The following is a 26,377-nucleotide window of genomic DNA, read 5'->3' as shown; positions in this document are numbered from 1 at the left end:
CTTAATCATAGTGCATATAGCGTGAATAGATGGAACGAATTATGACATTTATATGAAATTTGAAATAATAAGCATCATGCAGAATGCGAATCCTATGAAAAATCCCTACTGCGAATGAAATCGCCTGGATTTCATTCGCGGTAGGGATAAAGAGGAATAGTGTATGAGACATTAGAGGCCTGCTTCTATAGACTGCGTGAAAGCAGGTTGCTTATGTTGAATATATTGGATAAAAATAGCCGTTAGTTCGGGATCGAATTGGCTTCCCGAACAAGTACGCAATTCTTCGATGGCCTCCTCGAATGTTTTGGTCGGTTGATAGGGACGCTCGGTTGTCATCGCATCAAAAGAGTCGATGATTGTCAGCATCCGACACAGCCTTGGGATTTGCTCGCCCTTGAAGCCAAACGGATAGCCTCCCCCGTCATAACGTTCATGATGCAGCTCCACAAAAGGAACTAAATCTATGAATCTTTCGTTGGCTTCGACAATACGTTTGCCCCACATGACATGAGCTTGTACCATCCGCCATTCCTCGCTGGACAGCTTCTCTTTTTTATTAAGAATATTCCAGGGAATTTCCAGTTTTCCAATATCGTGAATGAGTGCTCCCAGTAAAAAACGCCGTTTATCCTTTGGACCGAGCTGAAGCACATCGCTCATGTCCGCTGCATACCTGAATACCCGTTTGGAATGCTTGAAGGTGTTAATATCCTTGTACAAGAACAGATTGAGCTGCTGCTCAAGATCACGGATATCTTGTCCCAGATCGACCTCGCGTTCCACTTCATTTAGACTGCCGTGTGTATGAACGATATTTTTGCCCTGTTTCTTGGCGTAGTACAGTGCTTTATCCGCCAGATCGACCAGCTGTGATTTGTCGTAGATGTCAATGCGGCTTTGTGCAATGCCTGCGGAAAAGGACAGGCACCCGTGTGGGAAAATTTCGACTCCCTCGTAACGGGAATCATTCAGTCTTTTTCGGATAGCATTGACTTTTTCATAAGCTTGTTCAGCGGTATGATCGGGCATAAGCAGAGTGAATTCTTCTCCACCATAGCGGGATACGGTAATGTGAGTACCGAACGTTTCCTTTTTCAGAAACTCACCGAGAAACCCCAGTAGTTGATCACCCTTGAGATGACCGAAATGATCATTGTATTTTTTGAAATCATCAATATCAATCAGCGCCAGACTTAGGGGAATATTCTGCGATCTGGATATATTAAGTTCAGCTTCAAGCGTATTTTCAAAGTAGCTGTGATTGTACAACCCTGTTCTGCGATCCGTGTTGGCTTTTTCTTCAATCTCACGATACATCGTGAACATTTGCTTGAACGCGTGGGATAAGAGCATGCTTAGGCCCAGGAACAGCAAAAGTCCTAAAATTCCGTTGTAATAAATCAGCGTGGTCAACACCAAAGACAGGATGAGTGTACATAAGTATACAAGCAGGGATTCAGCCAAAAAAGCCTGTTTGAGCTCATTGAACGACCCTTTATATGCGATATAGAAGTAGATGCCGAGGGTGATTGTGTTCACCGTAAAGTAGCAGATCAATGCCAGCAGGTAGGAAGTAAAATGGTCCTCGTTTAAGGCTCCCTGCGTTCCGCCGCTTAGTTCGAATACGGTTGACGATACGAAAATGGAAAGTGCGTAAATGGAAAAATTGACTGCATGTTTCCACCAGGACAGTTCTGTATGCCGAAACGCAGCAATAATCACATTGAACAGCAAAATCAAAATGGCAATTTCAGTGCCATGCACAAAAATACAAGCGAGGTACACGGAGGAATCCATGGACTGCTTGTTACTGGCTGGTGGCAACTGGAATGTAAAATGCTCCAAAATCAGAACTGCTCCCAATAAGGAATAGATCGTGACCCACTCTGTCGTTGAATAGTGCAAAAAGGACCAATGGTTCGTATACAAGAGGACGATCAGGCCTACCATACACATGAAAAATACGTATATTCCCGTCGTGGTAACCCGTTCTTGCAGCTTTTTTAATATACTCATCATTTTTTCTCCTGCCTTGTCGTATCTTGATGTCAAAGCTACCAGGGGTGAATGGGATAATTTACAATTTTGTAATCGAAAATTTCACATGAAAAAACAGGCCGGAATCCAGCCTGTTTTGTTGAGCCTGTGCTTCCCTTTTTATCTTATCGGTGACTAGCCCCCGATTTTGTAACCGGAAGTCAAAGCGATTACGACAGAAGCAACGATAATAGCATTGATAATCACACGGGAGTATTTCAAGTTTTTCATAATGTTCCCTCCCTTCCTTGGAATAAGGTCTGAACTAGGCGTGGCGGGGATTGGTTTCTTGCTGATTATCCTTATTTCTTTTCACGACCATCACATTTTGGATAAACAGGAACATCCCGAAGTTCATGACGACATCTCCAATACTAATCACCTGCGTGCGGGGATAGGGCTTAGAAAGGGGGATGATGTCACCAAGCAATGATAAACGCGTGCTCGCATCCATCATGTAATGTTTCGAGATGACACTTCCGGATTTAAGCATATCTGTATAATAGGGGCCCAGCACCTCTGAAGCGCTCAACGAGACCGGCATTCTGCCGCCATTTACCGCCATCACGATAAAATTCAATAATACGCCGATTAAAATAAGCTTGAATCCCTTATGATGTCTGTTCAACCAGAGAAATATCAATCCGACTACGTAGACTCCCATAAATAGATACCCGTTCATAGCTGCCAGCCAAGCCCATTTTTCCTGAGCATAAAAAATAATGAATTGCACCAGCAGCAGCAGGGGGAACATCCAGCCGGCTATAAGGCGAATGTGACTGAAACGGATCAGCCCTTGCCGCCAGCCTCCTCTAAACAGACCTACAATGAGACCCAGCAGCACTCCATCATAGACCATTATCATTCTCCAGATTCTACAATTTTTTTGTTTTGGTTACCGTGTAATTCGACCTGAAATTGGTAAATTCCTGCCTGATTTATAGCAGTTTTGAAAAAAAAATTGCGGATTAGCGTGTAATTATTCGAAGCCAGACGAAATGAATGATATCATAATAAATTGAAGTCATTATTTATATTTTAGTGAAAAGGATGATTATTATCATGAACCGGTTATCCAATACGGTAATGGTTGCCGCAGATATGACCAAATCACGAATATTATGGATTGCCTTTGTTCTGGGTGCATTAAGTGCCTTCGGACCCTTGTCCATAGATATGTATTTGCCGTCACTGCCCACATTAGCCGACAATTTGCATACGACTACTTCGCTGGCACAGCTTAGCTTGACAGCCTGTCTGCTGGGACTGGCCGTTGGTCAGATCGTTGCTGGTCCGCTTAGCGATGTGAGGGGTCGCAGAGGACCGCTGGTGATCTCGCTTATTCTGTACGCCGCGGCATCGCTGTTATGTGTGTTTGCGCCGAATATCGGTGTGCTCATTGCGCTTCGCTTTATTCAAGGGCTTACGGGATCGGCGGGGATCGTGATTTCCAGAGCTGTGGCTCGTGATCTGTACTCGGGCAAAGAACTGACACGCTTTTTCTCACTGCTCATGCTAGTGAATGGTGTGGCTCCCATTGCTGCACCTGTGCTGGGCGGTGTCATTTTGAATTTTGTTTCCTGGCGCGGTGTATTCATGGTGCTGTGTGTAGTTGGTGTGGCCATGCTGATTGCCGTCGTATTGGGTCTTCCAGAAACGTTGCCAACGAACCGCCGTTCATCCGGTGGCTTGAAGCAGACGCTAGGAACACTCGGTCATCTGTTTGCAGATCGACGCTTTATGGGTTATGCCCTCTCACAGGCGCTGATTACAGGGGCGATGTTTGCGTACATCGCTGGCTCGCCTTTCGTGCTTCAGGATATTTTCGGGGTTTCCCCCCAGACGTATAGCATCATTTTTGCGGTGAATGGTTTAGGAATTGTACTGTTTTCCCAGTTGACGGGTAGACTCGTGGGTCGATTTAGCGAGCGACAGTTGCTCTTGTCAGGTCTGGTGATTGCGGCTGTAGCCGGGATCAGCTTGCTTACCGTAGCTTTTACCGGAGGCCAACTGTTAGCCGTATTGATTCCGATGTTTTTTGTCGTATCCTGCGTAGGTATTGTGAGTACAACGACGACTTCACTGGCCATGCAGAGTCAGCAGCGTTCCGCAGGCAGTGCGTCCGCCATGCTTGGCTTGCTGCCTCTATTGCTTGGCTCCATCGCTTCACCGTTGGTGGGCTTGGGTAGTGGAACAACCCCCGTACCGATGGCGGTTGTGATTGCTATAGCAGAGCTTGGTGCGCTGTTAAGCTTTATTGTACTTGCCAAGGAAGCACGCGCGAAGGCTTAAAATAGGCAATTTGAACTGAAAACTCCCATGGACTGATGCATGAACCACTTCAGACCATGGGTGTTTTTTTATCGTTTTACAATCGAGATATCTTCGGCTTCCCTCGCGGGGAGGGGGATCTGTTTTAAGTACATACGAGAAGGTTTGTGAATTAGAATGCAAATCAAATAAACAGCAGGATCAGTATGGTCGGAATTAAACAAAAGAATAATTTACCTAATACAAAACCGACCATACCCTGTTTCCCTGTTATTGAGACAAAAAAAATCGAACGATATTCCCCGTTCCTTCCAATATAGAGTATGAGCCGAAAGAGAGGAGGAGATTAGGATCGAACAGTGCAAGGAGGTGGTCAGATTGGCACAGGATGATCAGATGACAATGCTTGTTGCAGAGACACTGGCTGGCAGCCGCGAAGCTTATAAGGAGCTCTATGATTACACGATTCATACGGTCTATAAATCAGTGCATTTTCTGTTGGAGGAAAAGGCAGACGTTGATGATGTGGTTCAGGAAATTTATATACAGGTGTATAAATCACTGGAGACATTTGATACAAATAGATCTTTTCAACCTTGGCTGATGGGGATTGTTATGCGTCAAATTCGGGCGTATCGGAGAAAAAGATGGATGAGGATGCGAATCACAAGTAAGGCTGAGAGTCTGGAGCATCATGCAGCGTTTGATTTTTCTGAGGAAATAGTGGACAAGGTTGCAAATCATGTATTGCTCCAAGCAGTTCAGCAGCTATCGTTCAAGCTAAAACAGGTGATTGTATTGCACTATTTGCATGAGTATTCCCAAGAGGAAATCGCAAACATTTTAGACATACCGTTAGGTACGGTGAAGTCACGAATTCACGCGGCTTTGCAAAAGCTCCGTTCGAAAGAGCGGCAGGGACATTTTCTGATCGGAAAGGTGGAGAAAATCCATGAAGCTTGAGCAAGAACTACGTAAGGTGATGCAGCATGAGGATAACCACTTATCTCCTCCCATTGAGTTAAAGGAAAATATCATGATACAAATTGAGCGAATTAAAGGGAAAGGATCTAAACCTATGAAAAAGTATATCGTGACAACGATTCTTGTAGCGGCATTATTGATCCCGACAGGTACCTTTGCTGCATACTCTTACTTGACTGATACGCTGTATGGCTCGCAGGAAAAGCTAATTGAAATGGGAGGGACGGCAGCGGAATATACAAGAGTAGAATCGAAGCTCCAACAAGCACAGGGACGTTTGTCGAAGGAAGAGTTTAGTGTTTTTATGGAATTACTAAAGGAACTAGGAGCCTATAATCTTAAAATAACGGACAAAAACGGGATGCTCCATAAGGAGCGTTTAAGCGTCGATGAACAGCGTGAGTATAATCGAATAACCGCCGAGCTGGAACCGTACTTTGATAAATTGAATCAGGAGGAATTCCAAACCCATAAGAGTATAGATTTACAGGACGAGTTAGACTATGCGAAAAAAGCTTTAAGTAAGGATGAATTTGTTAAGTTCCGTGTTCTGTTCACGGAGTTTTACAAGTATGTTCCCCGTATAACGGGCGAAAATGGGGTATTGTATCCGGATCGTTTGCCTGAAAGAGAAAGAGAAGATTACGAGGAGCATTTGAGGTTGCTTCAGCCTTATTTTGATCAGTTTAATTCGCTTGAGAAGAAACGGTGACGAAAATTAAGGCGAAAAGGTGACACTTTTCTGGAAGGTTGACATACCCCGTGGGGGTATATTATGATGGGATATATTAAATGCATGAGTGCATATACACCACACAGGAGGCTGATGTATGGCTGAGGAGCAACCTGTTTCCCACACTGAAGTCCACGGGGCTCATTGTGGAACAGATGGAGAGAAGACAGTTAGAAAAAGTCATCATTCGGCAGAATTCAAGAACAGCCTTGTATCCCGGTTAAACCGTATTGAAGGTCAGGTTCGCGGGATTAAGGGATTGATTGAGAAGGACACCTACTGTGACGATGTGCTGAATCAGATTGCGGCTGTTCAGTCGGCCCTTAATGGTGTCGGCAAGCTGCTGCTGGAAGGGCATATGAAAAGCTGTGTCATTGAGCGCATGCAGGCAGGAGAGCAAGAAGTGATTGATGAGCTGCTGGTGACGGTTAAGAAGCTAATCCGTTAAAAGTAGCAGGTATACACATTATGGGTATGGACGTACCCTTGAGGAGGAAACGAAAATGGCACAAGTTACATTGAACGTAGAAGGCATGAGCTGCAATCATTGTGTGAAAGCAGTAGAAGGAGCCTTGGAGAAAGTAGGCGCTACCGGCAAGGTCAGCCTCGAGACGAAACAAGTAAATGTAGAATATGATGAATCCAAACTGAGCGTTGAAGCTCTGAAAACAGCCATTGAAGACCAAGGCTATGATGTTGTTTAAGATTAAGATGCTGTATGATGCGTGAACAGATTTGTTCGAAGGAGAAGCTTCCATATTAGGAGCTTTTTCTTTTTGAACATAATATACCCCACTGGGGTATGTAGAAGGAGGACTACCATGGAAAACCGTGCGACCGACGGTGATAAGCATACAACGCTTCATATTACGGGGATGTCCTGCGCAGCCTGCGCAAGCCGTATTGAAAAAGGTTTAAATCGAATAGACGGCGTGGCACAAGCTAATGTGAATTTGGCATTGGAGCAGGCGTCCATATCCTATGATCCCAAGCAGGTGGAAATCCCAGAATTCCGCGATAAAATTGCTTCTCTTGGTTTTGGAACTGTGAGTGAAGAAGCCAATTTGAATGTGACGGGCATGACTTGCGCGGCTTGTGCAGCTCGAATTGAAAAAGGATTAAACCGAATACCAGGCGTAACAGGTGCCACGGTAAATTTGGCGATGGAAACAGCCCATGTGGAATATGCTGCTGGGAGTACTACGGTTAGTGATTTGGTAAGCAAGATTGAACAGCTGGGCTATGGAGCGATCCCGCAGAGCGCTGAGGACAATATTGCGGATGTCCGCAGTAAGGATATCCAACGTAAAAAATGGAAGTGGATGATATCGGCAGTGCTGTCGCTACCGTTATTGTGGGCGATGGTGGCTCATTTTTCCTTTACCTCATGGATTTATGTGCCGGAACTGTTCTTGAATCCATGGTTTCAACTTGTACTGACAACGCCAATTCAGTTCATCATAGGATGGCAGTTTTATGTGGGAGCATATAAAGCGCTTCGTAATAGAAGTTCGAATATGGATGTATTAGTTGCGCTAGGTACGTCTGCGGCTTATTTTTACAGCTTGTACCTTACTCTGCGTCCGTCTGACGCCATGGAGGGAATGGCGGGAATGCCTGTCACGACCATGCCAGAGCTGTATTACGAGACAAGTGCGGTACTCATTACGCTTATACTAGTCGGTAAATGGTTCGAGGCGGTAGCCAAAGGGCGCTCGTCTGAGGCGATCAAGAGCCTGATGAACCTACAGGCGACAACGGCACGTGTGGTACGTGATGGACAAGAGCTAGATTTGCCGATTGAACAAGTGCGTGTGAAGGACATCTTTATTGTGCGCCCAGGGGAGAAAATTCCCGTCGATGGTGTGGTCGTGGATGGACGTTCGGCAGTGGATGAATCCATGTTAAGTGGAGAGAGTCTTCCGGTTGAAAAAGGAGAGGGTTCCCCAGTCACAGGAGCCACGCTCAATAAAAACGGAGTACTTCGTATTCAGGCTGAGCGTGTGGGTGGTGATACGGCGTTGGCCCGTATTATTAAGGTCGTGGAAGATGCGCAAAACTCTAAGGCCCCGATTCAGCGGATTGCTGATCAAATCTCGGGTATCTTTGTCCCCATCGTAGTTGCTGTTGCCGTGATAACATTTCTCGTCTGGTTTTTCCTTGTGACACCGTCGGATTTTGCAGGATCACTGGAGAAAATGATTGCAGTTCTCGTCATTGCTTGTCCTTGTGCGCTTGGATTGGCCACCCCAACGTCCATTATGGCAGGATCGGGACGTGCTGCTGAATACGGTATTTTGTTCAAGGGCGGCGAGCATTTGGAAATGACCCGTTCCGTCAACGCAGTGATTTTGGATAAGACAGGTACGGTTACGAACGGCAAACCAGAGCTGACAGATGTTATAGTTAGAGCGAGCAGCCTGGCTGAAACGGATTTGCTGCGATTGCTCGGTGCGGCAGAAAAAAGCTCGGAGCATCCGCTGGCGGAAGCCATTGTAAAAGGGATTGCTGATCGAGGTATTGAGCTAGTGGGCCCGACGGATTTTGAAAATATTCCAGGCTATGGTGTGAAGGCCTCTGTGGAGGGCAAGCAGGTATTGGTGGGCACACGCCGATTAATGAGCAGGGAAGGCATCACGATGGATGACTCAACCGAGCAGCAAATGAATGAACTGGAAGGCGCAGGGAAAACGGCAATGCTTGTCGCTGTGGATGGTTCCTATGCCGGATTAGTGGCCGTGGCGGATACAATTAAAGAAACATCACGGGAAGCTATTGCCCGTCTACGGGCGATGAACATTGAAGTCATTATGATTACAGGTGACAATGAAAGGACGGCACAGGCCGTTGCCGCCGAGGCGGGAATTGAACGGGTGCTGGCGGAAGTGCTGCCTGAAGGAAAGGCCGAGGAAGTGAAGCGACTTCAGGAACAGGGCAAGATCGTAGCCATGGTCGGGGACGGTATTAACGATGCGCCAGCGCTGGCTACAGCCCATATAGGGATGGCAATGGGCACAGGTACAGATGTGGCCATGGAGGCTGCCGATATTACTCTCATGCGTGGTAACCTGAATAGCATTCCGGACGCGATCGAAATGAGCCGCCGGACCATGACAAACATACGGCAAAATCTGTTTTGGGCGCTCGGTTATAACGTGATCGGCATTCCGATTGCTGCTTTGGGCTTTTTGGCTCCATGGTTGGCGGGAGCGGCCATGGCATTCAGCTCTGTTTCGGTTGTACTGAATGCGCTGCGTCTCCAGCGGGTGAAGCTGTAAACGTATTGATGTATTCGGCAGATGCATGCTGTTGGATATTTGCAGCGATATCATTTTTGTAATTAGAGCAAGTACGCACAATTTTGGCTTTGTGTGTACTTGCTTTTTTGTTGTGTTTTTTTATTTATTTAATTCATGCAGTCATTCTTCATCGCGTCAGGTTGCTTATCATTCGCGAAAGTTTCATAATATTTGTAAGAGTGCCATGCAAGCATGCAAGAACCTTTTCGTGTACTCACAGCTTGAAGCAGATAAAGAGCTTATATTATGGATTAGGAGTGAAGCAGTCATGAATGATACGATTTCCTTGTTGATGAACCATCGGTCTGTGCGAAAATTCAAGTCAGACCCCATTACCGACGAGCAGCTCGCAGCTATTGTGGCAGCTGGCCAAATGGCATCCTCGTCCAGCAATGTGCAGGCATATACCGTTATTGCCGTTACCGAGCCTTCATTAAAAACAAAACTGGCCGAGCTGGCAGGAGGGCAGGCTTACGTCGAGCAGTGCCCGACATTTCTGGTATGGTGCGCAGACCTGTATCGTTTGAAGCAGGTGACGATTCATCATCAGCCAGGCCAGCCTTCCTATGAAGGGTCCGTCGAAAATTATACGGTTGCAACCATTGATGCTGCGTTAGCTGCACAAAATGCAGCGGTGGCCGCTGAATCACTCGGCTTGGGCATCGTTTACATCGGGGGCATTCGTACTAAAATAGCAGAGGTATCCGAGTTATTAGGCTTGCCAGAGCTGGTATATCCAGTGTTCGGTATGTGCATTGGTGTACCGGATCAGGAAACGGGCTTGCGTCCACGTCTTCCACTGTCGGGTGTGTTGCATATGAACGGTTATGACAAAAACCAAACGATGAAAGCTGTAGAGGTATACGACCACACATCAGCCGAATATTTGAAGGAACGTACGGGCGGTCAACGCTCCACACCTTGGTCTGAGCAAATGGCCACGAGACTGACCGAACCAGCGCGCTTGCAATTGAAGCCATTTTTGGAACAGAAGGGTTTCTTGAAGCAATAAAAATGGAGCAACGATAAAGAATGCTGCAATTTACAAGTGGCATTTGAGAAATATGTGTTATTTAAAGCTATAAGAACCTCCTTAATTACGCATGTTGAAGTTTCGCGTACATAAGGAGGTTCTTTGCTTTGACTATAAGTTGTGGTTGTAATCTTTTTTAGTAAATAGCAGATATGCCTTTACGAATCAGACAGTGAGTAGAAGCGTCTTGTATTATCATAAAATAATTGACGGACAGCAGCTTCATCTTGATGGGTCAGCTTGCTATATGCGCGAATGACCTCGGTAGTCATCCGTGGATGCGTCTGCTGTCCGGTAAAAGGACCCTCGAACGGCCATGGACCGTCTGTCTCTGCCATGACCTGATCAGACGGATACTGTCTTGCCAAACTGCGGATTTCTTCTTCGTACAGGAGATCCGGTGTGAAGGAGACATAATAGCCGTTCCGGGCCATACGTTTGGTCGTGGCGGCAGAGCCCTTAAACCAGTGAAAATGCGCCTGTGTGACGTCATGACGTTCCAAAAGGTCGCAGGCAATGTCTGCATCTTCATAAACAGCGTGCAACACAATGGGTTTGCTATGTTTGCTTGCAAACTGGATAAAACGCTCCAGCAGTGCTATGTAAGGAGCGAGCTCAAAGGGCTCTCCACTGCGTGAAGCTTCCAGCCGATTGTAATAGGGCAAGCCGACTTCACCCACCGCGACCATCTGCTGTACATGTTCGTCCATCCAGTCAAATAACAGGTCAAGCTCGGTATGTGATGGCAGAGCCTGTTCTGGATGAAAGCCGAAGGCGGGACGTACTAGCCTGGGCCAACGCTCAGCCAGGCGCAAGTTGGCTTGACTGGAGGCGAGATGCATGGACACAGCTATGATGGCTTCTACATGGTTGTCGGCAAGCGAAGCGAGCAATAGCTCCTGTTGTTCAGGCGGGTAGCTGTCTACATGAATGTGCGCGTCGATTAAGGGAACAGTTGCTGCCGCGTTCGATCTCAATGCAGAGTGCATGTTCCAATCATTCATAATGGTTTACCCTGTCGTCCGAGGTGTTTTTGCGGATGCTTTCAGCGGCGTCCATGTCGCCGTCCAGTTTGTGCTTTTCCTCGCGCATCCAGCCAGTCATGGTCCGTTTCCATTCCATAAAGCGTGGATCCAGGGTGATTTCTTCCCTACGTGGGCGAGGAAACGGAACATCTACGACATGCATCACTGAAGCAGGTCGCGCCGACAGCACATAAATGCGGTCGGAGAGCAGCAGCGCTTCTTCAATGCTGTGGGTAATGAACAACACAGAGCGGCGGTTCTTCTCCCACATCCGCAATAACCATTGCTGCATGTCTGCACGTGTCAGTGCATCGAGTGCGCTGAACGGCTCATCCAGCAGCATTAATTCCTGTGGACTGAGCAGGGCGCGAAGAAAGGCCGCGCGCTGCTGCATGCCACCAGATAGCGTATGCGGATACGCCTTCGCGAACTTGCCCAGTCCAACCTGTTCGAGCCATTGCAAGGCTTCTTTTCGAAGTTCACGTTCGCTGCCGTATCGGGAGCCCGCTGCTGCATCCTTTCGTGGTGCATTTTCCTGCCCGAGCAGTATGTTGTCCAGCGTGGTGCGCCACGGGAAAAGGGCGGGCTGCTGCGGCATATAGCTGATATGCCCGCGTTCACCAGTCATGTCCCGTCCATGCATACGGATACGTCCCTGCTGCGGCTTGAGCAGCCCTCCGATAATGTGAAACAGTGTGCTTTTGCCACTGCCTGACGGACCGATGAGGGAGACAAATTCGCCCGGCTTAACGGTAAGGGATACATCCTGCAGTACAGGGAGTGAGCTTCGCCTTTCCCGGAAGACGAGGCTGATCCCGTCCAATTCCAAAGCAGGAGGGGCAGGCGTCATTACCTGCAGTTCTCCGGCTTGTTGCTGTTCATCAGCGACGGGTGGTGATGTCAAGTCAGTCGGATGCAGACTCATATATGCCACGTCCTTTCATTGATGCTTTAATGCAATATGTGGAATCTACTCTTGGTCAGGTTTCCAGCGAACCAACCATTTCTCCAGTAGTAAAATAACGACAAACATCAGCAAGCTGAGTGCAACAATAATACCGATAGCGGCAAAAATGAGATCCGTACGATAGGCAGACTTTTGCAGCAACATATAATATCCAATTCCTTCACTGGCCCCAATCCATTCGGCAATGATCGCGCCCATCACACTATAGGTAGCAGCGATTTTAACGCCAGAGAAGACTTGTGGCAGGGAGTGTGGTAGCTCTAGCTTTAGAAAAATAGCCCTGCGGCTTGCACCTGACATTCGCATGTAATTCATCATCATACGGTCTGTCCGTGTCAGCCCGTCCATGGCCGCTACAGCCACGGGAAAAAAGCATACTAATGTAATGACCATAAGCTTGGGCAGCACCCCAAAACCGAACCATACCATGAGCAACGGACCGAGGGCGATAATCGGAATGTTTTGGCTAAGGATCAAGAGCGGGTATAGAGCAGATTTGAGAAAAGGAATCGTATGAAGAACGATGGCGATTAGCAGTCCAGTTGCTGTCCCTATAGCAAATCCCGCAAGCGTCAAGCGAACCGTAGCCCATGTGTGGGTGCCAAGCAACGCCGATTGCGCCATGCCCTCTTGTACGATTAGGGATGGAGCTGGCAGGAGCCAGGATTCAATATGTAAATAGTTAACCGCTCCCTGCCAAGCCGCTAAAAAGAAGAGGACCGCCACAAGGGGCGGCCATACGCTTTTCCACCAGGATGCGTTCTTGCCTTTCGGATTCATGGGCGATACTTCTCGGTCAGCTTGTTCATGCTGATGCCCTGTGGGTTATGTGCGATTTTGATCTGTGAAATGACGCTGGGACTTCCAGCTTCCGTCAAGGCCTCATGCATGTCTTTGACGACTTTCAGCAATTCGTCCAATTCGCCCTCCATTGTAGTGTCCAATGGATTCACTTGATGCTTGACGCCGGAACGCTGGATGACCTCAATCGCCTTGTCTACATATGGATAAGAGTCTTCGTTATTAGGAGTTTTAGGGATGACTTGAATGCTGAGCAATGTGTTAGCCATGCGAGTTTCACCTGTCCTTTATTGTTTAAGTTATTAGGAAAATAAATTGGATTAAGGCGGGGAGATCGCTTCACGGTTCATTTGATCTTACGATCGCTGTTGCCGTGGGACTCTTTGAATAAAATTTAAAAGGTAAGAATCCCCCTGAGCATATGCTTCCGAAGCTAGCTTTCCTAAAGAAAGCTTTCAGGCGAACACCTCGCTTCTCCAGATTCAAATGAATCGCTCCGCTGCCAACCGCCTTAAAAGCACTTTAGTTTTTTGATAGGTTGTGTGGCATTTTTACACACAAGCGCACCTGCTTTTGCGCTTAGATACTATGAGACTAAAGAATAAACCAAGTGGAGCGAGAACGAAGCGGACGGAATGGTGCTGTACAAGCGAAGCGGTCGCTTTTGCCCCCGGATTTCTACCCTGCTGATGCTTTAATCCGGAAATCCGGGGGCGGTGGCGATGGAAAGCATCATCCGTCCGCGTAGTGGCACAAAGGCTACTTCAAGCTCTATTTACAAGATCAACGCTTGGGCAAGAAGTCGTTTGTGAAGGCCTTATCGACTTCCAAAGGTTTGCTGAGCAGCTTGCGTTCATACATCCAGTCCGAGTAGTTTTTCCATACCTCCGCTTTTTGTACGCCCCATTGCGCGGCATCGTCCTGATAACGCGGACTTAGCCATTTTTGACTAGCGAGTACCAGTTTTTTGTCCAGCTCCGGCACAGCTTTACTTAAGATATCTGCCGCTTCTTCTGGATGGGCGATAGTGTATTCATAGCCTTGCGCAGTAGCGTCCATGAACGCCTTAACCAGCTCAGGATCATTTTTTATCGTCTGTTCATTGCTCACAATTACAGGTGTATAGTAATCGAGGTTTTTGGAATAATCTTTTACATATAGCATATCCAATGGCTCACCTCGAAGCTTGGCCTCAATCCCGGTCCATGCGTAGAAAATCCAGGCAAAGTCAATATCCCGCTTCACGGCTGTAAAATAGTCTGCATTGCCCATATTGACGATCTTCACTTTGCTCACATCACCTTGGTCTGAATCCATGATGGATTTCATGACCGCTTCTTCTACAGGAGAACCCCAGCCGCCGTAGCTTTTACCCTCGAAATCTTTCGGGCTTTTAATTCCGCGGTCTACCGGGGCTGCGAAGCCAGAGGTGTTATGCTGAATCACCACAGCGATGGATACGAGCGGCACGCCTTGGATGCGAGCCTGAGTGACGCCTTCTTGATAGCTGATACCAAAAGGTGCAGCATTCGAAGCAACCATTTGGTCGGCTCCGCCTGAGCCTGGTTGAACAATTTGGACATTCAAGCCTGCTTTTTCGTAAAATCCTTTGTCCTTGGCGACATAGAGTCCCGTGTGATTCGTATTGGGTGTCCAGTCGAGCACGACTTTAACATCTTTGAGACTCTTTGCCGAGGTAGACGTTGAAGTGTCGGCAGCAGGAGCCTCCTTTTGAGATGTAGGGGGATTGCCGCCGCAAGCGGTCAGAGCCATGAGCCACAGACTGATTAGACCCAGGCTTAATATTTTCATGCGCTTCATCGTTGTGTTCTCTCCTTTTTAATTACCCGTTATCCGTCCAATCAGACAGCTTATGTTCCCCATTTTCACAAAAATAACATCTGCCGGAATGCAATCTTTCCAACAACTTCATCTTCAACAAAAAAAGCGTCCCGGGATTCCGGGACGCTTGCGCTTGTATATACCAAAGTAAGGGATGTCCTGTTTTAATAAAAGGCACATCTTGCTTAAGCATTCCTACGCTGGCATTACCCAGATCAGGTTGTAAGGGTCAGTGTCTTGGGACACACTCTCAGCCGGCCGATTCCAGCACCCCTGGCATTGTATGGTTTAATGGGTTCGTTTATTCGGGTTTACTACGACGATTATATGCCTTGAAGGCGGGTCTGTCCAGCTTTAAGGAAGCGCTCACGGTTCATATGCCGAATGACAGGGTACACTTTTACTGTGAGCTTTGATCTGAAAATGAACATGAATCATTCAGATCTGTTCTGGTCATGTTATTTTCAGAACAGCTACACTGTATGTTTAGGAGAGCTGGTGCCAAGTGGCATAGACTCTATAGAATTCTAATTCGTAAAAAGGAGTTGTTGTACTATGGGTAAAACGGAGACATTGGATCGCAGTCAGCTGGAACAAGCCATTGTGAAGGCTTTGGATAACAACAAATTTTGCTCGTTAGGTACGGTAGAGGGCGGAAAACCGAAAGTACGCTATATGGCCCTTTTTAACGATGGAATGAACATTCATCTGGCGACGGATCGCAAAACACATAAAGTGGAAGAGCTAAAGAACAATCCGAATGCTTATCTGCTGCTGGGTTATGAAGTGGGTGGTACGAAGGAAGTCTTGGAAGTGGAGGCTACCGTCCAGGTTACAGCTGATGAGGGGTTACGCAAACAAGTGTGGAATGATTCTCTGAAAAAGTGGTTTTCCGGACCTGATGATCCCGATTATGTCATTTTAGACGTCAATCCGACTCGTATTGAGTATGTTGGTCAACAAACGGAGCGCCAGGTGTGGACGAAATAGAAACAATATAAACGGACAAGCCAGTAAATTTCCAACTTTTTTAGGAGATTTACTGGCTTTTTTGTGCGAAAAATAATTATTTTTCCATAAATATTTTAAGCAAATGACTACTCTTTTGTCCTACGTTGGATTAAAATAGGAATGGTGGGTTCAAAGCTTACATATATGTGCAAAAGTATGTATATGAGGCATACACCTTAATGAGGAGGGGTATATTTTGTTATTTCGTAAAAATTGGTTTAAAGGGTTTACAGCAGCAGTTGTAGCTTGTAGCCTACTGGTGTTTTCAGCCGCTCCATCCTGGGCAGCTAGCGACTCTCGCGATAGCGCTACGGTGAATTTGCGGATCATGGAGACAACGGATATTCATGGGGCGCTGATGAATTATGATTACTATTCGGACAAAGAAACCAACGAATATGGCTTGATTAGTACAGCAGGCTTGATCCAACAGGCTCGTAGTGAAACAAGAAACAGCATGCTGTTCGATAACGGTGATTTGCTGCAGGGCAATCCTTTAGGCGATTATATGGCTAAAAACAGAGTCTTCGAGAAAGAAGGCGGTGTCCATCCGGTTTACAAGATGATGAACTTGATGGGCTATGATGCGGCTACTGTGGGCAACCACGAATTTAACTTTGGCCTCGACTTTTTGGATAAATCGCTCAAGGGTGCTGATTTTCCTTACGTAAATGCGAACGTCTATGTTGATAATGAGGGTCAAGCTACTAAAAATTATTTTACCCCTTATCAGATTCTTGACAAAACAGTAACGGATGAGAAGGGCGAAGAGCATACACTCAGAGTGGGTGTCATCGGTCTAGTAACACCTCAAATTATGCAGTGGGATGAAGCTAATTTGAAGGATAAGGTCGTTACAAAGGATATCGTGGAAACAGCCAAAAAGTTTGTTCCACAAATGAAAACAGAAGGTGCTGACATTATTGTCGTGCTTGCACATACAGGTTATGAGGATGTGCCGCAAACGCCAATGATGGAGAATGCCGTTAAGTATTTGAGCCAGGTGGACGGAATTAACGCGATTCTGTTTGGGCATGCTCATAAATCTTTCCCTGGCCCTGATTTTAAAGATATGAAGGGCGTAGATTTGGATAAAGGAACTATTAATGGTGTACCAGCTGTAGAAGCTTCTTCGTGGGGCAAGGATCTGGGCATTATTGATCTGAGCCTGGAAAAGAAAAACCGTGAGTGGAATGTAATCAATTCTCAGTCTCAAGTGCGGCCAATTGTGAGCACCACAAACCATGCTTTGCAGTTTACTCCTGACACTAAACTGAAAGACGCGATTAAAGAAGAGCATCAAGGAACGCTGGATTATGTTCGTCAACCTGTCGGTACAACGTCTGCACCGATTACCAGCTATTTTGCATTAGTGCAGGATGATCCGTCCATTCAAATTGTGACAAATGCACAGAAATGGTATGTTCAAAACCATCTTAAAGGAACAGAATACGAAAATCTCCCAGTATTATCGGCAGGCGCTCCATTCAAAGCCGGTGGTCGCAACGGTGCCGAGTATTATACCAACATTCCTGAAGGTACAATAGCGATTAAAAACGTGTCCGATCTGTACGTGTACCCGAACACGGTTCATGCCGTAGAAGTTACTGGTGCTGAAATTCAGGAGTGGCTGGAATGGTCTGCGGGTCAGTTCAACCGCATTGATCCTAGCAAAACAGAGGAACAATCGCTGATCAACAAAGATTTTCCAACCTACAATTTTGATGTGATTGACGGTGTGAATTACCAGATTGATGTAACTCAGCCTGCACGATATGATGCCAAGGGAACTATTATTGATTCTTCAGCCCATCGTATCAAGGATCTGCAATACAATGGGAAGGCTATTGATCCTGCACAGAAATTTATCGTTGCGACCAATAACTATCGTGCTTCCTCCTCCAAACTGGCCAACCCAGATGGCAAACGTATTGTGATGGCAGCACCAGATGAAAGTCGCCAAGTCGTTGTTGATTATATCCGTACGAACGGAACGATTAACCCGTCAGCGGACGGCAACTGGTCTATTGCTCCTTTTGGTCAGGCCAAGGTTACCTTTGAGTCCTCTCCTGATGCCAAAGATGTGCTGGCCGGAAATCAACAAATTTCATACTTGAGCAGCGCGGCAGACGGGTTTGCCAAATACAGCTTGAAAGCTGGCGCTAAGCCTAGTGCAGCAACGACGTCTGTGAAGGAAGCTGCGGCACCTGCGAAAGCAACCGCGAAGCCAGCTGTTAAAACGACTAAACCTGCAGCTGCAAAACCAGCTAAAACAACGAAACCAAAGGCATCCAAGTAACTTGGAGTTTTAGTTTCCACTCCATATCAGAATGAAGCAGTAAGTCTCTTTAAACAAGAGACTTGCTGCTTTTTTTGATGCCAAATACAACAGTACCTGCGTTTATCATGAGTGTAAAAAAGGTTTTGTTTTTGTCGAATATATACTTAAGTCCTAAGTTGTTGTTGAGAATAAGCTTATTTTTTGTAAAAACACGTAATTATATAGTACTTTTGTTCTAATTATTTGTGATATAATGGTGAAAAAACCGGGAAATTGTTCCGAGGAGGACCATTATGACTTGCAGCAATTGCAGCATCATATTACCTATTAAGGATCAAGGATTGCTGAAAATTAGGCATTCTAGGGTGTCACTTACTCCAGCATTAGAGGGCTTTGGCATGCTATCGGAACAAATGAAACAAGAACATTGGTGTGAGGGTAACATCGTGTTTCGCTATGACAGCCGTTCACAGTTGGAACAGCTGGTTAACGGACTGGCTCGTCTGCCGCAGGAGTGCTTGAGCCGAATGCAAGTTGTGGTGACTGGCTTGCAACATGTTGAGGGATTTGAGGAATGGCTTTTATTTGGTCAATTGCAAGCTCGACTGCAACATCCGGATCTGGTGAGTATTATTAATAATCAAAACTTTACCAGCCATATGCAGCCTATTGTTGACTACAAGCTGAATATCATCGGCTTTGAGTTTTTGCTGCGTCCATCACAGCCAGATAAGTCTTTTCAGCCTTTCCGACTGTTTGAAGTCGCCCGTGAAGCTGGATTGCATGCTCATTTGGATCGCTCGGCTCGTATTTCCGCTATTGAAAAAAGTGCGACCTGCCTTCCGGCGGGGATTAAACGATTTATTAACTTTCTCCCTTCAACCATTTATAATCCGGCTTATTGCTTGAATCATACCTTTGAGACGATTGAACGGTTATCTATGAATACGGAGGATTTTGTGTTTGAGGTCGTAGAGACAGAAGAAATAGACGACCTGAATTTTTTGCATCAAATTTTTGAACAGTATCGTACACGGGGAGTTTCAGTGGCACTCGATGATGTAGGAGCCGGCTATTCTACGACAGAGCTTATGAACTGCCTCCAGCCCGATTATGTTAAAATTGACCGCAGTATAATTGATGGCTGTCATCATAACAATGATCAGAAACGGCAAATTACTGGGATAGTGGAATCCGCTTTTCGTTTTGGAGGTCAGGTGTTGGCTGAAGGTGTAGAGCAAATGGAGGATTTTGAATTTTGTCGCGATGCAGGTGTGTCACTGGCCCAGGGTTATTTGTTTGGCAAGCCGGAGCCCGGTCCGCCCTCCAACTTTATGCTTAGTAGCGTAATATAAGTCAGGAACAAATTAAAGAAGACGTATTTTATGAAAATTTGAGCTTAAATAAGACTGTGGCATAAGCAAATTCCAATTCTATTGGACAGTGCTTATATCACCATTAATGTAAAAAAACGCGAGTTGCAGAGGTTATTTCACCCCTGCAACTCGCGTTTTTTGGTCATGCTTGCCGTTTTTATTTTTAAAGTAAAGATTGACGTCTTGAAGATAATTGAATACAGTGTATTGTATAGGAAACACTGTTTCCTATACAATACACTGTATTCATACTAGGTAAAAAGTTAGCATTACAGGGAGGACAACCAAAATGAAAGCAGTGCAACTGAAAAATGGTTTTGGCTTTGAAGAGTTAACCTTGACGGAACTTGACATACCGGTGCCAGGACGGCTGGAAGTTCTGATCCGCATAAGGGCAGCGTCTCTTAATTACCGGGATTTGGTAGTTATCAACGGAGTAATGCCGATCGGCATTCAATTTCCCTTCATTCCATTATCCGATGGAGCGGGTGAAATTGTAGCTGTGGGCGAAGGGGTGACAAAATTTCAGGTTGGACAAAGGGTAGCGGCAAATTTACAACAGAAATTCATTGGTGGGAGCACGAGAGCGGAGGTCTTAAAGGACAGTCTGGGAGGCCCGCTCAGTGGAGTGGCGGCTGAATATATCGTTCTGCATGAAGAAGGGGTCGTCGCCATTCCGGATCACCTTTCTTGGGAGGAGGCTTCCACCTTGCCGATTGCGGCATTAACCGCATGGAGCATGCTGATGGAATCCGGCGGGCTGCGAGCGGGGGATACGGTGCTCTTGCAAGGAACAGGCGGTGTTTCCATCTTTGGGCTTCAATTCTCTCTGATGGCGGGAGCAAGGGTAATTATCACATCGAGCAGCAATGACAAGCTCGAACGAGCAAAGGATCTCGGCGCATGGCAGACAATCAACTATTCGGAAGTTCCCGAGTGGGATAAGGTGGCTCTGGAACTGACAGGCGGCGGAGTTGACCATGTCCTGGATGTAGGGGGAGCGGCAACAATGGCGCAATCCATCAATGCACTTCGTACCGGAGGGACTGTGAGCATGGTCGGATTCTTATCGGGCTTGACTATTCCTGAGTTCGATGTCACCAGCATTTTGCAGAAGGCTGCGACGATTCGTGGCAGCCAAGTTGGTAACCGGGAACATTTCGAAAACATGAATCGTGCCATTTCCCGCCATCGTTTACATCCTGTCATTGACCGAGTATTCCCGCTCAGCCGAATCGGCGAAGCCTTCGCACTTTTGGCTGAAGGAAAACAGTATTTCGGTAAAATCGTCGTTCAATTATAAATATTATTCACATCACATAGGAGGCACTCTAATGCCCAGTAAACCTGATTTATCTGTCAAAGATTCTCAAGGAAGAAAGAATAAGAAACCGCGTAAATGGGTACGCAGAAGCGGATTATCGCTGCTGGCGGTAATCCTTCTGGGAGTGGTTATTTTTATGCTCATCCCTCCCCCTGTGCAGCCTGCAAAATGGCTTGCACCTTCGGCTCCCTCTTTTGAACAAGCGGGTCCATGGCAACAAAACAACAAACTCAGCTCCGCAGAGCTTGTTACAGATGCCCCTAAGTTTCCGGAATTTATCACCTTTGACAAGGAAGGAAATTTATATACGGGAGACTCCGACGGGGAAATTTATAAGGTTGCCTTTGATACTAAGGGCAATCCGCAAAAGGCCCAGCTATATGCAGATACCAAAGGAACGCCCAATGGACTTATATTTGACGTAAGTGGAAATCTGATCGTTACGGATGTTAAGAAGGGGCTACTGTCGGTAGATCCTTCCGGAAACGTGACGGTGTTGGCCAATCAAGTCGACGGCACACCGATCTATTTGGCCAACGAGCTGGATATTGCCAAAGATGGTACTATTTATTTTTCTGACACCTCCAATTATGGCAGTGTAGTCTTCAAAGAAATCGCCGAGAACAAGCCACATGGACGTTTGCTGAAATATGATCCGGCGACCAAGCAGACGACAGTTCTGTTGGAAGGCCTTTATTTTGCGAACGGGGTTGCCTTGTCTGCGGACGAAGATTTTGTGCTTGTGGCAGAGTCGTATCACTACCAATTGACCCGATACTGGCTCAAAGGGCCTAAGAAGGGGACTTCGGATATTTTTGTGGATAATCTTGCCGGTTTTCCGGATAACATTACGCGTGATGATCAAGGCCATTTCTGGGTCGGTCTCTTCACGACACGTATTCCCTTTGTAGATCAGATGCATGGAAGCCCGTGGCTGGCTGGAATGATGGCCAAATTGCCTCAATCGCTGCTCAGCGGTGCAAGCGCACCTGTGAAGCATGGGCTTGCTGTGGAGCTTAATCCGCAGGGTAAACTCATCGGAAGCTGGCATGATCCTGAAGGCTCGCTTTATGGGGTAACCACAGCTGTAAATCATGACGGATATTTATATATAGGTACAGCTCCTGGAGGCAGCCAGGGTGTTCATCGTGTGATTTTAACCAAATAAGCCTGGGGAGAGTATAACATGATATTGGATGAGTTGAGATTATCCTGGAAAGCGAAGGAAAGCCTGGCCGAGAAAGTAGCTTTGGTTACAGGCGCAAGCAGCGGCATTGGGGCATCGATTGCAAAAAAACTGGCAAAGCGAGGCGCGTATGTAGCTGTATTGGCACGCCGTCAGGAGCGATTGGATGAATTGGTTCGCGACTTGCATCAAGAGGAATTGTACGAGGTCATGGCAATACCTGCTGATATCCAAAAAGCTGAAGACGTACAGCAGGCGGTCCACGCCATTCTTGAACGCTGGGGACGGCTTGACATTATCGTTGCCAATGCCGGCTTCGGGTATCGAAGCCCACTGGCAGAAGTGGAACTGGAAAGGTGGGAGGAGCTTTACAAGACGAATGTGCACGGTCTTGTCCTGACACTGAAGTACGGACTTCAGCCAATGAGGGAACAGGCCAAGGGGGATGTTGTCATTGTCTCCTCTATTGCAGCGAAGGAAGTGGTTGCCGGAGGAGGACTATACAGCGCTACCAAGTACGGCGTTAGCGCCATGGCCTCTGCATTGCGTTTGGAGACCAGTACGCAAGGAATTCGTGTAACTGCAATTCATCCCGGGGCGGTGGCGACGGAATTTTCGCAGGTGGCCGGATATCCCGAGCAGGAAATTCGGGCGTTTGCTTCGAGCGTTTTGCCGCTGCATCCCGATGATGTTGCAGAAGCTGCCCTTTATGCACTAGAGCAGCCGGAGCATGTCAATATTCCAGAGTTGACCATTATGCCTTCGAGGCAGGTCCAGCGGTTCAAATAGAGCGGTATTTATTCTGACACAAACCGGGTATGGTCATTGCCGATGTCGGGTATGGCGGCGGAGAGGACTACGTGCCTTCGCTTGACCATAACCTGCTCAGATGGGTGAGCATGAACCAAAAAGCGCGAGCTACAGGGGAAATAACCCTTGCACTCGCGCTTTTTTATACTAATGGCGAAGCTAGACTGTCCCATAAAGTTTAAAACCAGCTTCGGGACAGCTCCATTTACTATAGAGCAGATCATATTCTGTGAAAATTTTAGCCCCACGTTCGCTCATCCAGTCATCGTCAGCACAGCTATAGTGTAATGACGTACAGGCCTAGCGGTGTAGTTGCACTGCCGGCGACCATGAAGCTAAGAGAATAGCTCGACTGGCCAGGAGGGACGCGGATGTCAGTCAGTCGGCATACCTTGGCATTATCTTGTAGCAAGGGGATACCATATACATGACCATCTACGCGTACAGACCCGGCGAACGCCCCCCCACGTGGATTGGCATAAATTCGCACAGTACGTACCTCACTACTGTGATTAACGATAGGAATGGTTGCGTTATATATCGTTCCGAATTGTCCGCGATTATCAAGCGCAGGCCCCAGCTCGCTGCGTGCTCCGGTAAACAGCAGATCTGCAGGAGTTTCGCCGTTCAGCTTCTTAGTGGCACATGCTCGGTAGTTGGCGCTTTGCCCTACTACATACTCCGGCATGCGCGCATTTGTTTCAGAAAAGGACCATACTCCTCGTGGGTGCGCCTGCGGCGGGGGGACAGGAGGGAGTGCATCCTTGTGAATCTCGCGCAGATCCGTCTGCGTATCTTTGCTGACTACGGTGCGAATCACATAGTCCAGCGTACCGTGGCCTTCGGCATATTCTACCGTGAGGTCATAGATGAATCCCGCCAGTGATCCTTCGGGCAGCTCAAATTCCTCCAGCAAGGCGGTGCCTCTGCCGAATTTGTGACGGTCTACTGGCTTGAGACGTTTCATCGTACCCGCCAAACAGCTTTTGGCAATAGACTGCCCAACATCAATAATCCAGTTGCCGTCCTCGGGTGCAATCTCAAGGGCACGTTCAATATGACGTACTTCTAGGCGAGCCGTGCTTTTATTCTCTATGGTGATGCCCAGTTTAACAGGGCTGCCTATTTTGTTATAATGCCAGCCGAAAATCCGATGCTTGACTGTCCGGGTTGTGGTGCGAACCACATCATGCCACAAAGTGGCTTGCTCGGTAGGTACCGTCACATGGGTAAGCGTCTCCGGGTTATCGCTAAGCATCAGACGGCGTGTTCCCCCCTCAGTGGCTGACTCCACATCCACATGGATGTTGGGTGGGATTACAGCTGATTCCACAATCAGATCCTTTGGCTCCTTGGGTCGAAGGTTCATATACATTCCTCCCTAAATTCAAGAATGGCACCGCTTTTGGTTCAAGTATATGGGCAGTTCATAAATATAGGTAACGCCAAGTCCATTTATACAACCTGTTTTTCAAAAATTAAATTAAAAAATATATCGTAGGCTATAGTAGCTCTGCTTATGCGCCCGAGCAAGCTTACAAGTCCCTTATTTCCCTGCACCAACGATTCGCATACAGGTATTGCGTGTATGTTAAGAGCATAAGCTATTGGATGTACAGAGAAGATACAGGAGGGAAACATGCCTAAAAAAATATGGTGGAAGGAAGCTGTTGTTTATCAGATATACCCGATCAGTTTTCAGGATTCTGACGGAGACGGAAAAGGGGACCTGCGCGGCATTTTGTCTCGGCTGGATTATCTGTCTGAGCTAGGGATTGATGTGATCTGGATTTGCCCGATATATAAGTCGCCCAATCACGATAACGGATATGACATTAGCGATTATTATGCCATTATGGATGAGTTTGGAACGATGGAGGATTTTGATGAACTCCTTCATCAGGCACATGAACGAGGCATCAAAATTATGATGGATTTGGTATTAAACCATACGTCGGATGAGCATCCGTGGTTCACGGAGTCACGCTCATCCAAGGATAATCCGAAGCGAGACTACTACATATGGCGAACAGGCAAAAATGGCGGATATCCGAACAACTGGGAATCATATTTCTCCGGTTCTGTGTGGAAATATGACAAGCTTACAGACGAATATTACATGCATCTGTATTCCGAGCATCAGCCGGATCTGAACTGGGAAAATGAAGAGATGGTGAGTGAACTCTATCGTATGGTGGAATGGTGGTTAAAAAAGGGAGTCGATGGCTTCCGCTTTGACGCCATTGCCCATATTGTCAAAGCAGAAGGGCTACCAGATGCCCATAATCCGGACAAACAACCCTTGGTGCGTGCCTATCAACTCTTTTCCAATCTGGAACAGGTTCATGTACTTCTACGGATGCTAAATGAAAAAGTACTGGAGCGTTATCCCTTAATGACGGTTGGCGAAACGTCCGGTTTAGGACCGGAACAGGCACTGGATTATGTGGGAGATCAGCGGCATGAGCTGAATATGGTGTTCCAGTTTGAGCACATGTTTATTGATGCACAAGGGTTAGGAACGGAAAAATGGAAGTACAAGTCGTGGACGCTGGTGGAACTGAAAAAAATAATGAGTAGTTGGCAGACGGTGCTTCATCAGGAAGGATGGAATGCCAATTATCTCAACAATCACGATCAACCACGAGCTCTCTCCCGTTTTGCGAATGATGGACAATATCGTGTGGAATCCGCCAAAATGCTGGCAACCTTCACACATATGCTTGAGGGTACACCTTATATTTATCAGGGTGAGGAAATTGGGATGACGAATATTGCCTTCCCGTCGATTGATGATTATCGGGATGTGGAAACGTTAAACTACTATGAGCAGCAACGGAAGCTCGGTGAGCCGGAGGAGCAGATTATGGCCGCGATCTGGCGAAAAAGTCGGGATAATGCGCGTACTCCCATGCAGTGGAATGCCGGACCTGCAGCCGGATTTACCGATGGAGAGCCGTGGATGAAAATTAATGATAACTACACGCACATTAATGCAGAAGCAGAAAGAAATGACCCGAACTCAATTTTCCACTATTATCGTAAGTTGATTGCTCTGCGCAAACAACATGAGGTCATAGTCTATGGCGAATACAAGCTGTTGTTGCCACTTGATACAGAGCTATATGTATTTTCACGCATGTTGGGACAAGAGTGTTTGCTAGTCATTTTGAATTTCTTTGACCGTGATCCCGTGTTCCACTGGCCCGACGGTGAGGAGTTTCCTGCCGCCAAGGCGGAGCTGCTTCTCTCCAACTACGAACCAGTAAAAGGAGAAAATTTACACGCCTTGAAGTTGCGGCCTTATGAAGCCAGAGTGTATAAGCTGACCTTGAAATAGGCGTTGTTATCCTTTGGATGGTAAAAGGAAGGAAAGGCCCATAGAGGGACCTCC

The 26,377-nt window shown here is 46.9% G+C and carries 22 protein-coding genes and 1 riboswitch; of the genes, 14 read left to right on the top strand and 8 right to left on the bottom strand.

The window, feature by feature from the left end; genetic code table 11:
- Nucleotides 1-171: 171 nt before the first annotated feature.
- On the bottom strand, nt 172-2,022 hold the full coding sequence (locus tag BN1546_RS09260; protein WP_058831371.1) for a bifunctional diguanylate cyclase/phosphohydrolase: 1,851 nt from the start codon (nt 2,020-2,022) through the stop codon (nt 172-174).
- Between the two features lie 283 nt (nt 2,023-2,305).
- On the bottom strand, nt 2,306-2,899 hold the full coding sequence (locus tag BN1546_RS09255) for a DUF5317 domain-containing protein (RefSeq protein ID WP_013369069.1): 594 nt from the start codon (nt 2,897-2,899) through the stop codon (nt 2,306-2,308).
- 203 nt (nt 2,900-3,102) lie between these two features.
- On the opposite strand from BN1546_RS09255, the gene BN1546_RS09250 reads away from it, so the two are divergent.
- The 7 genes from BN1546_RS09250 to nfsA all read left to right on the top strand — a co-directional run bounded on the left by BN1546_RS09250 (nt 3,103) and on the right by nfsA (nt 10,339).
- Entirely contained in the window at nt 3,103-4,332 is a 1,230-nt protein-coding gene (locus BN1546_RS09250; RefSeq protein WP_013369070.1) for a multidrug effflux MFS transporter, read from the top strand.
- 357 nt (nt 4,333-4,689) lie between these two features.
- Nucleotides 4,690-5,274 carry a sigma-70 family RNA polymerase sigma factor gene (locus BN1546_RS09245; RefSeq protein WP_013369071.1) on the top strand — a complete coding sequence of 195 codons (585 nt, stop codon included), beginning with the start codon at nt 4,690-4,692 and terminating at the stop codon, nt 5,272-5,274.
- Nucleotides 5,264-6,007, top strand: a complete 744-nt coding sequence (locus BN1546_RS09240) for a DUF3600 domain-containing protein (protein ID WP_090737224.1) — start codon at nt 5,264-5,266, stop codon at nt 6,005-6,007. The genes BN1546_RS09245 and BN1546_RS09240 overlap by 11 nt, the downstream gene beginning before the upstream one ends.
- Before the next feature lie 118 nt (nt 6,008-6,125).
- Nucleotides 6,126-6,476 (top strand): metal-sensitive transcriptional regulator, encoded by a 351-nt coding sequence (locus BN1546_RS09235; RefSeq protein ID WP_013369073.1) that lies wholly within the window; start codon nt 6,126-6,128, stop codon nt 6,474-6,476.
- Nucleotides 6,477-6,531: 55 nt separating this feature from the next.
- Complete coding sequence (locus BN1546_RS09230; protein WP_013369074.1) at nt 6,532-6,732, top strand: copper ion binding protein; 201 nt, start codon at nt 6,532-6,534, stop codon at nt 6,730-6,732.
- A gap of 117 nt (nt 6,733-6,849) precedes the next feature.
- Nucleotides 6,850-9,306 (top strand): heavy metal translocating P-type ATPase, encoded by a 2,457-nt coding sequence (locus BN1546_RS09225; RefSeq protein ID WP_058831374.1) that lies wholly within the window; start codon nt 6,850-6,852, stop codon nt 9,304-9,306.
- 289 nt (nt 9,307-9,595) lie between these two features.
- Entirely contained in the window at nt 9,596-10,339 is a 744-nt protein-coding gene (gene nfsA / locus BN1546_RS09220) for an oxygen-insensitive NADPH nitroreductase (RefSeq protein ID WP_013369076.1), read from the top strand.
- Nucleotides 10,340-10,518: 179 nt separating this feature from the next.
- Here the strand turns inward: nfsA and BN1546_RS09215 are convergent, their stop codons facing one another.
- The 5 genes from BN1546_RS09215 to BN1546_RS09195 all read right to left on the bottom strand — a co-directional run bounded on the left by BN1546_RS09215 (nt 10,519) and on the right by BN1546_RS09195 (nt 14,974).
- The gene (locus BN1546_RS09215; RefSeq protein WP_058831375.1) at nt 10,519-11,364 is read right to left on the bottom strand and encodes a TatD family hydrolase; all 846 of its coding nucleotides are present in this window, start codon (nt 11,362-11,364) and stop codon (nt 10,519-10,521) included.
- A complete protein-coding gene (locus BN1546_RS09210; protein WP_090737222.1) occupies nt 11,357-12,310 on the bottom strand; it encodes an ABC transporter ATP-binding protein in 954 nt (317 codons plus the stop codon). Before BN1546_RS09210 ends, BN1546_RS09215 begins: the two co-directional genes overlap by 8 nt.
- Nucleotides 12,311-12,355: 45 nt before the next feature.
- Nucleotides 12,356-13,132, bottom strand: coding sequence for an ABC transporter permease (locus BN1546_RS09205; protein ID WP_025678674.1), 777 nt, complete (start codon nt 13,130-13,132; stop codon nt 12,356-12,358).
- Complete coding sequence (locus tag BN1546_RS09200) at nt 13,129-13,422, bottom strand: MTH1187 family thiamine-binding protein (RefSeq protein ID WP_013369080.1); 294 nt, start codon at nt 13,420-13,422, stop codon at nt 13,129-13,131. Before BN1546_RS09200 ends, BN1546_RS09205 begins: the two co-directional genes overlap by 4 nt.
- Nucleotides 13,423-13,936: 514 nt before the next feature.
- Entirely contained in the window at nt 13,937-14,974 is a 1,038-nt protein-coding gene (locus BN1546_RS09195; protein ID WP_058831377.1) for an ABC transporter substrate-binding protein, read from the bottom strand.
- 196 nt (nt 14,975-15,170) lie between these two features.
- Nucleotides 15,171-15,280, bottom strand: a riboswitch (TPP riboswitch).
- A 270-nt stretch (nt 15,281-15,550) separates the two neighbouring features.
- Here BN1546_RS09195 and BN1546_RS09190 point away from each other — a divergent pair.
- The 6 genes from BN1546_RS09190 (at nt 15,551) to BN1546_RS09165 (ending at nt 22,962) form a co-directional block, all read left to right on the top strand.
- A complete protein-coding gene (locus tag BN1546_RS09190) occupies nt 15,551-15,985 on the top strand; it encodes a pyridoxamine 5'-phosphate oxidase family protein (RefSeq protein ID WP_058831378.1) in 435 nt (144 codons plus the stop codon).
- Nucleotides 15,986-16,202: 217 nt separating this feature from the next.
- Nucleotides 16,203-18,305: a bifunctional 2',3'-cyclic-nucleotide 2'-phosphodiesterase/3'-nucleotidase gene (locus BN1546_RS09185; RefSeq protein ID WP_090737220.1), complete on the top strand. Its 2,103-nt coding sequence runs from the start codon at nt 16,203-16,205 to the stop codon at nt 18,303-18,305.
- A gap of 275 nt (nt 18,306-18,580) precedes the next feature.
- A complete protein-coding gene (locus tag BN1546_RS09180) occupies nt 18,581-19,642 on the top strand; it encodes an EAL domain-containing protein (RefSeq protein WP_090737218.1) in 1,062 nt (353 codons plus the stop codon).
- Between the two features lie 310 nt (nt 19,643-19,952).
- Nucleotides 19,953-20,966 carry a zinc-dependent alcohol dehydrogenase family protein gene (locus BN1546_RS09175; RefSeq protein WP_090737216.1) on the top strand — a complete coding sequence of 338 codons (1,014 nt, stop codon included), beginning with the start codon at nt 19,953-19,955 and terminating at the stop codon, nt 20,964-20,966.
- 31 nt (nt 20,967-20,997) lie between these two features.
- Nucleotides 20,998-22,155, top strand: coding sequence for an SMP-30/gluconolactonase/LRE family protein (locus BN1546_RS09170; RefSeq protein WP_090737214.1), 1,158 nt, complete (start codon nt 20,998-21,000; stop codon nt 22,153-22,155).
- An 18-nt stretch (nt 22,156-22,173) separates the two neighbouring features.
- The gene (locus BN1546_RS09165) at nt 22,174-22,962 is read left to right on the top strand and encodes an SDR family oxidoreductase (RefSeq protein ID WP_090737212.1); all 789 of its coding nucleotides are present in this window, start codon (nt 22,174-22,176) and stop codon (nt 22,960-22,962) included.
- Nucleotides 22,963-23,260: 298 nt separating this feature from the next.
- On the opposite strand, the gene BN1546_RS09160 is transcribed toward BN1546_RS09165, so the two are convergent.
- Entirely contained in the window at nt 23,261-24,352 is a 1,092-nt protein-coding gene (locus BN1546_RS09160) for a hypothetical protein (protein ID WP_090737210.1), read from the bottom strand.
- Nucleotides 24,353-24,622: 270 nt separating this feature from the next.
- Between BN1546_RS09160 and BN1546_RS09155 the strand changes: the two genes are divergently transcribed.
- Nucleotides 24,623-26,323, top strand: a complete 1,701-nt coding sequence (locus tag BN1546_RS09155) for a glycoside hydrolase family 13 protein (RefSeq protein ID WP_040102295.1) — start codon at nt 24,623-24,625, stop codon at nt 26,321-26,323.
- The last annotated feature ends 54 nt before the right edge of the window (nt 26,324-26,377 follow it).

Source organism: Paenibacillus sp. Mc5Re-14, assembly GCF_001049835.1.
GTDB lineage: Bacteria > Bacillota > Bacilli > Paenibacillales > Paenibacillaceae > Paenibacillus > Paenibacillus polymyxa_C.
Note: the sequence above shows the minus strand (reverse complement) of the source record. Positions and strands in the feature narration are given on the sequence as shown.

Excerpts from the sequence above, each read along its gene's own strand:
- BN1546_RS09255 (WP_013369069.1), bottom strand. The coding sequence starts at position 2,899 with ATGGTCTATGATGGAGTGCTGCTGGGTCTCATTGTAGGTCTGTTTAGA.
- BN1546_RS09160 (WP_090737210.1), bottom strand. The coding sequence starts at position 24,352 with ATGAACCTTCGACCCAAGGAGCCAAAGGATCTGATTGTGGAATCAGCT.
- BN1546_RS09235 (WP_013369073.1), top strand. The coding sequence starts at position 6,126 with ATGGCTGAGGAGCAACCTGTTTCCCACACTGAAGTCCACGGGGCTCAT.
- BN1546_RS09250 (WP_013369070.1), top strand. The coding sequence starts at position 3,103 with ATGAACCGGTTATCCAATACGGTAATGGTTGCCGCAGATATGACCAAA.
- BN1546_RS09210 (WP_090737222.1), bottom strand. The coding sequence starts at position 12,310 with ATGAGTCTGCATCCGACTGACTTGACATCACCACCCGTCGCTGATGAA.
- BN1546_RS09195 (WP_058831377.1), bottom strand. The coding sequence starts at position 14,974 with ATGAAGCGCATGAAAATATTAAGCCTGGGTCTAATCAGTCTGTGGCTC.
- BN1546_RS09260 (WP_058831371.1), bottom strand. The coding sequence starts at position 2,022 with ATGATGAGTATATTAAAAAAGCTGCAAGAACGGGTTACCACGACGGGA.
- BN1546_RS09155 (WP_040102295.1), top strand. The coding sequence starts at position 24,623 with ATGCCTAAAAAAATATGGTGGAAGGAAGCTGTTGTTTATCAGATATAC.
- BN1546_RS09230 (WP_013369074.1), top strand. The coding sequence starts at position 6,532 with ATGGCACAAGTTACATTGAACGTAGAAGGCATGAGCTGCAATCATTGT.
- BN1546_RS09215 (WP_058831375.1), bottom strand. The coding sequence starts at position 11,364 with ATGAATGATTGGAACATGCACTCTGCATTGAGATCGAACGCGGCAGCA.
- BN1546_RS09240 (WP_090737224.1), top strand. The coding sequence starts at position 5,264 with ATGAAGCTTGAGCAAGAACTACGTAAGGTGATGCAGCATGAGGATAAC.
- BN1546_RS09165 (WP_090737212.1), top strand. The coding sequence starts at position 22,174 with ATGATATTGGATGAGTTGAGATTATCCTGGAAAGCGAAGGAAAGCCTG.
- BN1546_RS09180 (WP_090737218.1), top strand. The coding sequence starts at position 18,581 with ATGACTTGCAGCAATTGCAGCATCATATTACCTATTAAGGATCAAGGA.
- BN1546_RS09205 (WP_025678674.1), bottom strand. The coding sequence starts at position 13,132 with ATGAATCCGAAAGGCAAGAACGCATCCTGGTGGAAAAGCGTATGGCCG.
- BN1546_RS09170 (WP_090737214.1), top strand. The coding sequence starts at position 20,998 with ATGCCCAGTAAACCTGATTTATCTGTCAAAGATTCTCAAGGAAGAAAG.
- nfsA (WP_013369076.1), top strand. The coding sequence starts at position 9,596 with ATGAATGATACGATTTCCTTGTTGATGAACCATCGGTCTGTGCGAAAA.
- BN1546_RS09225 (WP_058831374.1), top strand. The coding sequence starts at position 6,850 with ATGGAAAACCGTGCGACCGACGGTGATAAGCATACAACGCTTCATATT.
- BN1546_RS09190 (WP_058831378.1), top strand. The coding sequence starts at position 15,551 with ATGGGTAAAACGGAGACATTGGATCGCAGTCAGCTGGAACAAGCCATT.
- BN1546_RS09200 (WP_013369080.1), bottom strand. The coding sequence starts at position 13,422 with ATGGCTAACACATTGCTCAGCATTCAAGTCATCCCTAAAACTCCTAAT.
- BN1546_RS09175 (WP_090737216.1), top strand. The coding sequence starts at position 19,953 with ATGAAAGCAGTGCAACTGAAAAATGGTTTTGGCTTTGAAGAGTTAACC.